The sequence below is a fragment of the Kitasatospora sp. NPDC004289 genome, assembly GCF_053602875.1.
Window position 1 is genome coordinate 1 of sequence record NZ_JBSGEL010000143.1, and the last position, 7,180, is coordinate 7,180.

The window sequence follows — 7,180 nt, forward strand, 5'->3', positions numbered from 1 at the left end:
TGGCCGAGGCCGCCTCCGACGAGCGCGCCTGGGGCCGGGCCTGGCACGTGCCGACCCTGCCCGCCCGCTGCCACGCCCGGGCCGCCGCCGCGCTGCTCTGGGAGCAGCTCGAGCTGGCCCCGCAGGACGCCCTGTCGGCCCGTCAGCTGGCGGCCGCCCTGATCGAGGCGGAGGACGGCGAGGGGGTGCGGAGGCTGGCCGACCGGCTGGCCGCCGACAGCCCGGCCGAGGCGCAGTGGGTCCGGGCCCGCTGGGCCGCGGCCGAGGGCCGTTGGGCCGAGGCGGCCGAACGCTGCGCCGCCGTGCTGGCGGAGGACCCGTCCCGCCCGGCCCCGCGCCGCCTCGGCGCGGCCGCCGCCACCCGGCTGGGCGACTACCCCGCCGCTCAGCGGCTCTACCAGGAGCTGCTGGCCCTGCCGGAGGACACCCAGGACCCGCACCCCGAAGTCTGGCCCGCCGACCTCTGGCACCTGGTCACGGTCGCCACCGTCAACCGGGACTGGGCGGTGGTCCGGGCCGCCGGGGCCCAGCTGGGCCTGGAGTTCGAACGGGACGAGGGCCCGGTGGACGAGGACTGGCAGCTGGTCACCGTCCGGGCCCCGCGCAGCGACGGGACCCTGGCCGACCTGCCCGCCGTGCGGACCGGCCCGGCCACCGCGCGCATCCTGCCGGTGCTCGGCGAGGACCTGACGCTCAACCACAACGACGTGGTGGTCTTCGGGCCGGCCGTGCGCAACCCCGGGCCGGACGCGGGCGGCACCGCCTGGCGGCCCGCCTTCGACCTGCTCGCCCTCCTCGACCCGGCGGGCTACACCACCTGGTGGGTGGACGGCGCCTGGCCCGGCGCCACCGCCTTCGCCGGGCTTCGGGAGGCACTGGCGGCGGCCGGCTACGGGCTCTGGGCCCACAGCGGGGACGGCTACCTGATCACCGATCCGGACACCCCGGGCGGCAGCCTGCGCGGCCTCTACGCGGCGGTCGGCGTACCACCGCTGGCCACCGCCGCCGAGGCGGACGCGGTGCTCACCACCCTGACGGCCGGCTGGCGACACCCGCTCAGCTGGCCCGAACTGGCCCTCGCCGCGGGCGCCGACCCGGGCCCCCACCTGGACACCGCCCGCCGCTACGGCCTCTGAGCCGCCGTCACTCCGGGGCCCGTCCCGCCGTCGCGGCGGGCCCCGGGGTGGGGTCGAGGAACACCCTGGCCACGGCCGGGAGTTCGGCCCGGACGGCCCGCTCGGCGGCGTCGCAGGCCTGCTCGACCTGGGCGGCGGTGGCCAGGTCGTGGAAGTCCACCTTGGCCGCCACCAGCACCTCCTGCGGTCCGTGCACGATGGTGACCAGCTCCAGCACCGCCTCCACGTGCGGCTGGCGGCGCAGCGTCTCCTCGATCCGGTCCTCCAGCGGCTGCGGCAGCGCCCGGCCGATCAGCAGCGAGGAGTTGTCCCGGGCCAGCACGTACGCGACCCAGGCCAGCAGCAGCCCGATCAGCAGCGAGGCCGTCCCGTCCCAGACCGGCGAGCCGGTCAGCTGGGCGCCGAGCAGCCCGCCGAAGGCGAGCAGCAGTCCGGCCAGCGCGGCCGAGTCCTCCAGGAAGACCGCCTTCACCGCCGTGTCCGGCGTGTGCCGCAGGTAGGTGACGAGCCCGGTCCCGAACCTCCGCCCCTCGGCGCGCACCTGACGGTACGCCCGGCGCAGCGAGATCCCCTCCAGCACGAAGGCGACCGCGAGCACCGCGTACGAGAGCGTCGGGCTGCCCAGCTCCTCGCCGTACCGCAGGGTGTGGATCCCGTCGTGGACGGAGAAGACCGCACCGCCGACGAAGGTGGCGAAGGAGGCGAGCAGCGCCCAGAGGTAGCGCTCGCGCCCGTACCCGAAGGGGTGGGTGTCGTCGGCGGGGCGGGAGCCGCGCTTGATCGAGGCGAACAGCAGCAGCTCGGTGACGGTGTCGGCGAAGGAGTGCGCGGCCTCGGAGAGCATCGCGCTCGATCCGCTCAGCACCCCGGCCACCGCCTTGGCGACGGCGATCCCGAGGTTGCACAGCCCCGCCACGATCACCGTGCCCAGGCTCTCCTGCTCCTCGGGCTCCTCCGGTTCGGTGCTCATGGGCGGTCATTTTGCCCGGTATGCCCGGTGTAGGCGGTAGTTCAAGGGCTGTACTTGGCGAATGCTTTACCATTTCATTGCCAAGGTCCTACTCTCCCGAACCTGCCCGAGGAGTCCCTGACCGTGACCAGCCTTGCCCTGGGCCCCTCCTGGCTCGACCCCGACCACCTGATCTCGACCTTCGGTCTGATCGGCATCCTGGTGATCGTCTTCGCCGAGTCGGGCCTGCTGATCGGCTTCTTCCTCCCGGGGGACTCGCTGCTCTTCACCGCCGGCCTCCTGGTGGCCGACGGCACCTACCTCCAGCAGCCGCTCTGGCTGGTCTGCACCCTGATCGTGGTCGCGGCGGTGGTCGGCGACCAGGTCGGCTACCTCTTCGGCCGCAAGGTCGGACCGAGCCTGTTCCGGCGACCGGACTCCAAGCTGTTCAAGCAGGAGAACGTGGAGAAGGCCGCCGCCTTCTTCGATCGCCACGGCCCCAAGGCGATCGTGCTGGCCCGCTTCGTCCCCATCGTGCGGACCTTCACCCCGATCGTGGCCGGCGTCGGGCGGATGAACTACCGCACCTTCGTGGTCTACAACGTGCTCGGCGGCGTCCTGTGGGGCGCGGGCGTCACCGTCCTCGGCTACTTCCTCGGCCAGGTCCCGTTCGTCCGCGAGAACATCGAGGCCATGCTGGTCGGCATCGTCCTGCTCTCCGTCCTCCCCATCGCGGTCGAACTCCTCCGCGCCCGCCGCAAGCCCCGGCAGCCCGTGGCCTGACCGCCCGTCACCCCCACAGCCCGGGTACGACGCACGGTGCTCACCCGTCGTACCCGCACGGCCCCCGGCCTTCTCCTGCCGGGGGCCGTTGTGCGTCCCGCGTCGCCCCCGTGTTCATCCGGACCCCTCCCCTCCGCCCCTCCGATCAGGCACGATGGCCCTCCCACCCGCCGGAGGCGCCGTGCCCCGGTCCTGCGACCGGGCGCCACCCCCTCCGCCTCCGTTCCCCGCCGGAGGCGTTGTGCATCCGCGCAGCTCATCAGGCATGGTGGGAGCGACGATCACCATGCGGGACGGGGCGAGGAGAGGCAGTGCCGAAGCGGGGCCGGGGACGACCGGGCGGGGCCAAGAAGGTCAGGGGCGGCCGCCCGCCGCGCCCCGTGCCCAAGCAGCAGCCCACTCCGAGGGACGCCCCGCCCACCGAGGGCCTGCTCGGCCCGGCCGCCCCGCCGGTCGAGCAGCCGCACGTCATCCCGCTGGCGCCCAGGCCGCAGCAGACCGAGGGCCTGCTCTCCCCGGCCGAGTCCACCGGTGAGGTCCCGCTGCCGGGGCACGGCTCCGACGACACCCTCACGCCCGAGGTCTGGCGCACCGCGGCGATGGAACAGACCGTCGAGATCAACGTCCAGACGCTCCGTCAGGGCGCCCCCGGTCAGGCCCCCTGGCCGGACCGGATGCGCACCCTGCTCAAGACCCCGATGGCCGAGCGCCCCAAGTACGAGCGGACCCAGCCCGAGCAGAAGCCCGAGGCCGCCGCCGTCCGCAAGAACGTCCCCCGCGTCCTCGACCTCACCCTCCGGATCGGCGAGCTGCTGCTCGCCAGCGGCGAGGCCGCCGAGGACGTCGAGGCGGCCATGCTCGGCATCGCGCACGCCTTCGGCCTGGACCACTGCGAGCCGCAGGTCACCTTCACCCTGATCGGCATCTCCCACCAGCCCTCGCTGGTCGAACCGCCGGTCACCGCCGACCGGGTGGTGCGCCGCCGCACCTCCGACTACACCCGGCTGGCTGCCGTCTACCGCCTGGTCTCGGACATCACCGCCGAGCGCCTCACCGTCAACGACGCCTACCGCCGCCTCGCCGAGATCCGCCGCAACCGGCACCCGTACCCGGCCTGGCTGCTCTCGCTGGCCACCGGCCTGCTGGCCGGCGCGGCCACCTTCCTGGTCGGCGGCAGGCTGGACGCCAAGGGCTGGCTGGTCTTCGCCAACGGCTTCGTGGCCGCGATCCTGGGCGACAAGCTGGCCTCGGCGATCGCCCGGCGCGGGCTGCCGGAGTTCTACCAGTTCGTCATCGCGGCGATGCCGGCCGCGGTCTCCGGCATCATCCTCTCGCTCAACCACCTGGGCCTGCGCGGTTCGGTCGTGATCACCGGCGGCCTGTTCGCGCTGCTGCCCGGCCGGGCCCTGGTGGCCGCGGTGCAGGACGGCCTGACCGGCTTCTACATCACCGCCGCGGCCCGGCTGCTGGAAGTGCTCTACCTGGTCGCGGGCATCGTGATCGGCGTGATGCTGGTGCTCTACACCGGCTCCAAGTTCGACCCCAACCTCAACCCCAGCGAGAGCCTGATCGGGATCAGCGACCCGCCGATCCAGCTGGGCGCCGCGATGGTGCTCACCCTGGCCTTTGCGATGCTGCTCCAGACCAGCCGCAGAAACCTTCTTCCGGTGGTGTTCAACAGCGGCATCGGCTGGTCCACCTACGGCGTGCTGGCCTACAACGCCGGCGCCTCCCCGATCGTCGCCACCGGCGTGGCGGCCGGGGTGGTCGGCCTGTTCGGCCAGCTGATGGCCCGTTACAACGCGACCTCCTCGCTGCCGTTCGTCACCGCCGCGATCGGCCCGCTGATGCCCGGTTCGGCGATCTACCTCGGCATGCTCGCCTTCACCCAGAACAACCCGGTCGGCGGTGTGGTCCAGGTCGGCCGGGCCGCCACCCTGGCCCTGGCGCTCGCGGTCGGGGTGAACCTCGGTGGCGAGGTCGCGCGTCTGACCATGAAGACGCCCAGCACCCTGGGCGGACCGGGCGGTGTGCTGCGCGGCCCCGGCACGGCGGGCGAGCGCCTGGCCCCGTACCTGCTGGTGCCCCGTCGGGCCGCCAAACGCACCCGGGGCTTCTGACCTACCGTCAGGGGGACCGGGGTACGGCGAAGCAGAGGACGAAGAGGTACGGCCCGTGATCGAAGACCTGTTGGACGGCTACCGGACGCACATCGTGGCCGCCCACAAACAGCCGCTGTTCCTGCTGCTGGTGGGCTTCATCTCGTCCTTCGTCTTCATCCGCTTCAGCGTCCGGATGATCCGGGCCAAGGTGCGCTGGTGGCCGGGCAACATCACGCCCGGCGGCCTGCACATCCACCACATGGTCTTCGGCCTGGGCTTCCTGCTGCTGGGCGGCATCGGGGTCTTCGCCACCAGCGGCGGGCATCCGTGGATCGACTGGTTCGGCCTCTGCTTCGGGATCGGCTGCGGGCTGGTGCTGGACGAGTTCGCGCTGATCCTGCACCTGGACGACGTCTACTGGAGCGAGCAGGGCCGCAAGTCGGTGGACGCGGTGATCATCGGCATCCTGGTCACCGGGCTGCTGCTGATCGGCTACGTCCCGCTCGGGGTCGTCCCCGGTGAGGACACCCGGTGGGGGCTGGTCGCGGTGATCTCCCTCAACTCCCTGGCCTCGATCGTCACCCTCTTCAAGGGGAAGATGTGGACCGGCCTGCTCGGCATCATGGTGCCCGGCATCTCCTGGGTGGGCGCCGTCCGGCTGGCCCGCCCCAGCAGCCCCTGGGCACGCTGGCGCTACGAGCGCCGTCCGCGCCGCAGGGCGCGCGCCCTCCGGCGTGAACGGCGGCTGCACGCCCGGGCGGACCGCGCCCGCACCTGGCTGTTCGACCTGATCGCGGGCGCCCCCGACAAGGTCCCCGCCAACCACCCGGCCGCCCACCGCGTCGCCGAACGGATGGCGGCCTCCGCCACCGCCCACCTCGACGCGCACGCCGCCCGCTCCCTGGCCCGCCGCCACGCCCGCCTCGCCGACCGCAGCCCCACCCCCCGTGCCACTGCCCCCGACCGCCGTACCCCGGCCGCCCGCCGCCGTCGCACCGTCCACGCCGGCCGCCCCCGCCCCTACGCCCGCCGCTGACCGGCCGCGTCACCCCTCCGGGGCAAAGACCTGAGCGTCCGTCAATCGCCGCTGACGCCGCCCGCCACCCGCCCGGCGGCCGGTGACCGCCCTTCCGCCACCCGCCCCTCCACCAGGCCCGCCGCGGGCGACCCCGCTCCGGTCGCCCGGGCGACAATCCGACATCTCACCCGGATGGCAGTGTGGGGATGGCCCTGAGTTGTCGTCAGGTCTGAGACTATGACCGACAGTGACTGATTTGTCACCTGATGGGATAGTTGGCTGATCGTCAGACGGCGTAGGAGGGCACCCCCGTGACCCGAAGAATCCTCCCCACCCTCCTCCTCACCCTCGCCGGCCTGCTCGGCCTCCTCCCCGCCGCCGTGGCCGCCCCCGACCCCTACCCGTCCACCGAGGACATCGCCGCCGCCCAGGCCGACGAGGCCGCGGCCCAGGCGGACACCACCGCCATCGAGGCCAGCCTCACCGCCGCCCAGAAGGACCTGGACCGGGCCGGCCGGGAGGCCGAACAGGCCGTCGAGGCCTACAACGGAGCCCAGGCCCACCTCAAGCGCGCCCGCGCCGAGGCCGCCACCCGCGCCGACCAGGCCGCCGCCGCCGAAGCGGCCCGCGCCGAGGCCGCCGACACCGCCGCCGCCCTCGCCGCCGAGACCTACCGCCAGGGCGGCGCCGGCCCCCAACTCTCGGCCATCGACGCCCTGCTGGGCGCCCACGGCCCGGCCGCCGCAGGCCGCCAGGCCGCCGCCGTCGGCGTGATCGGCTCCACCACCAAGGCCATCCTGGACGCCGCCACCTCCACCGCCGCCGAGGCCTCCCGCACCGCCGAGGCCGCCCGGGCCGCCGAGGAGGACGCGGTCCGCGCCGCCGAGGCCGTCCGCCTCGCCAAGGAGGTGGCCCAGACCCGGCTGGCCGCCCAGCAGACCCAGGTCACCGAGATCACCGCCCGCCGCGAGCAGCTCCTCACCGCCCTGGCCGCCGCCCGCAGCACCACCCTCGAACTCGAACGCCAGCGCCGCGAGGCCCTCGAAGCCATCGCCGCCCAACAGGCCGCCGAGGCCGCCCGGGCCGCCGAGGAGGCCGCCGGCGCTCGTGCTGACTCTGCCGTCTTGAGCGCTGCCACAGGATGCCGCTGATGCCGACGATCACGTTGAGGTGAAGAGATGCCGTTGACCCC

Annotated in this window: 6 protein-coding genes; 5 read left to right on the forward strand and 1 reads right to left on the reverse strand. The window is 74.0% G+C overall.

All coding sequences use genetic code 11. The annotated features are described in order from the left end of the window. A partial coding sequence (locus tag ACWEPF_RS39235; RefSeq protein WP_452176433.1) for a tetratricopeptide repeat protein occupies nt 1-1,136 on the forward strand: 1,136 nt, incomplete at its 5' end. Nucleotides 1,137-1,143: 7 nt separating this feature from the next. Here the strand turns inward: ACWEPF_RS39235 and ACWEPF_RS39240 are convergent. Continuing rightward, nucleotides 1,144-2,106, reverse strand: coding sequence for a cation diffusion facilitator family transporter (locus ACWEPF_RS39240; protein ID WP_452176434.1), 963 nt, complete (start codon nt 2,104-2,106; stop codon nt 1,144-1,146). Between the two features lie 123 nt (nt 2,107-2,229). On the opposite strand from ACWEPF_RS39240, the gene ACWEPF_RS39245 reads away from it, so the two are divergent. From ACWEPF_RS39245 to ACWEPF_RS39260, 4 genes are all read left to right on the forward strand, one after another. Next, nucleotides 2,230-2,868, forward strand: a complete 639-nt coding sequence (locus tag ACWEPF_RS39245; protein ID WP_345290972.1) for a DedA family protein — start codon at nt 2,230-2,232, stop codon at nt 2,866-2,868. A 311-nt stretch (nt 2,869-3,179) separates the two neighbouring features. Continuing rightward, on the forward strand, nt 3,180-4,988 hold the full coding sequence (locus ACWEPF_RS39250; RefSeq protein WP_452176435.1) for a threonine/serine exporter family protein: 1,809 nt from the start codon (nt 3,180-3,182) through the stop codon (nt 4,986-4,988). Nucleotides 4,989-5,043: 55 nt separating this feature from the next. Continuing rightward, entirely contained in the window at nt 5,044-6,006 is a 963-nt protein-coding gene (locus ACWEPF_RS39255) for a hypothetical protein (RefSeq protein WP_345290970.1), read from the forward strand. A 293-nt stretch (nt 6,007-6,299) separates the two neighbouring features. Continuing rightward, nucleotides 6,300-7,139, forward strand: coding sequence for a hypothetical protein (locus tag ACWEPF_RS39260; RefSeq protein ID WP_452176436.1), 840 nt, complete (start codon nt 6,300-6,302; stop codon nt 7,137-7,139). Nucleotides 7,140-7,180: the final 41 nt, after the last annotated feature.

What these genes read in the sequence shown, in the direction of transcription:
- ACWEPF_RS39240 (WP_452176434.1), bottom strand. Translation starts at nt 2,106, where the DNA reads ATGAGCACCGAACCGGAGGAGCCCGAGGAGCAGGAGAGCCTGGGCACG.